Source organism: Psychrobacter sp. FME13, assembly GCF_014861395.1.
Lineage (GTDB): Bacteria > Pseudomonadota > Gammaproteobacteria > Pseudomonadales > Moraxellaceae > Psychrobacter.
The window spans coordinates 1-1,138 of the sequence record NZ_RRYV01000310.1 but is presented as its reverse complement, the minus strand read 5'-3'; the positions used below and the strand labels follow the sequence as shown (position 1 = coordinate 1,138).

At 39.1% G+C, this 1,138-nt stretch carries 2 protein-coding genes; both read left to right on the top strand.

Annotated elements, in window-relative coordinates; translation table 11 throughout:
* Positions 1 to 926, top strand: a 926-nt coding sequence (locus EI164_RS16240) for an ATP-dependent nuclease (protein WP_192521007.1), incomplete at its 5' end; no start/stop codon positions are given.
* A 99-nt stretch (positions 927 to 1,025) separates the two neighbouring features.
* Positions 1,026 to 1,138, top strand: a 113-nt coding sequence (locus tag EI164_RS16235; RefSeq protein WP_192519804.1) for an IS1 family transposase, incomplete at its 3' end; no start/stop codon positions are given.

Genomic DNA, 1,138 nt, shown 5'->3' with positions numbered 1-1,138 from the left:
CATTGTCCCCTTTGGAATTATTATTTAGGGGTGACAACTATCCTGCCATAGGGGGCTTTGGTAATACTCCAGTCCCAAATGCTAATAATCCAAAAGCATTGAAGGACTACCAAGACAAACTAGATAGGAGGAGTTATTTGTTAAATGCGGCAAGCATTCATCTCACGAGAGAAATTCGAAAAATATGGATGCCAAACCCTAACAGACCAGAAGCCGATAAACTAAGAGTAACAGCTGATGGTCAGTACTTGAAAGTTGTTGTAGAAGACGATATGGGTGTCGATATTGAGTTAGATCAACGATCAGAGGGTTTTCAATGGCTTGTGTCGTTTTTTATAATTTTCTTTGCAGAAGCTGCGGATAAACATAAAAATGCTATTCTTCTTCTAGATGAACCAGGCATGAGCCTTCATGCTTTGAAGCAACGAGATTTTAGAACAACAATATCAAGATTAGCGGAACAAAACCAAACTATCTATACCACTCACTCTCCATTTCTAGTAGGGCCTGATGAACTAAATATTGTCAAAGTTGTGGAAATGAAAGATCGTAGTGATGGTACTAAAGTACATAATACAATTAATTCAAGCGATCCAGCGGCTCTTCTCCCTCTCCAAGAAGCATTAGGATACGATTTGGCTCAAAGCTTATTTACGCAAAAGAAGAATCTAATTTTAGAGGGGCTAACAGATTACTGGTATATAGAGGCAGCGTCAGCACTTTTACGCGCAAAAAAAATAGCTGACTTGAACGATAAAATCTCTCTAGTTTTCGCTAATACAGCTGGCAAAGTAGTCTACTACGCCACCATACTACATGCTCAAAATTTGAAAATTGCAGCTTTACTTGATTCTGATAGTGCTGGAAATCAGGCAGCTACTCAAGATAGCTTGGTATATACTCTAGGTAACCCCAATTCGGGATAAGGGCTCAAAAAAAAGATAAAAAAAGGGTGGTGTATCAAAAAGTATGCTGGAGTAATAAAAGAAGGGTGACAGCCGAAGCAAGATGATATATTTGAGGTTATGAAGACACAAATACAGATCAATTGCCCCGACTGTCACAGTCCCAGTTTAAAGAAAAACGGCAAAAAAAGCTATGGCAAGCAGAACTACCAGTGCAAGGACTGCAAACGTCA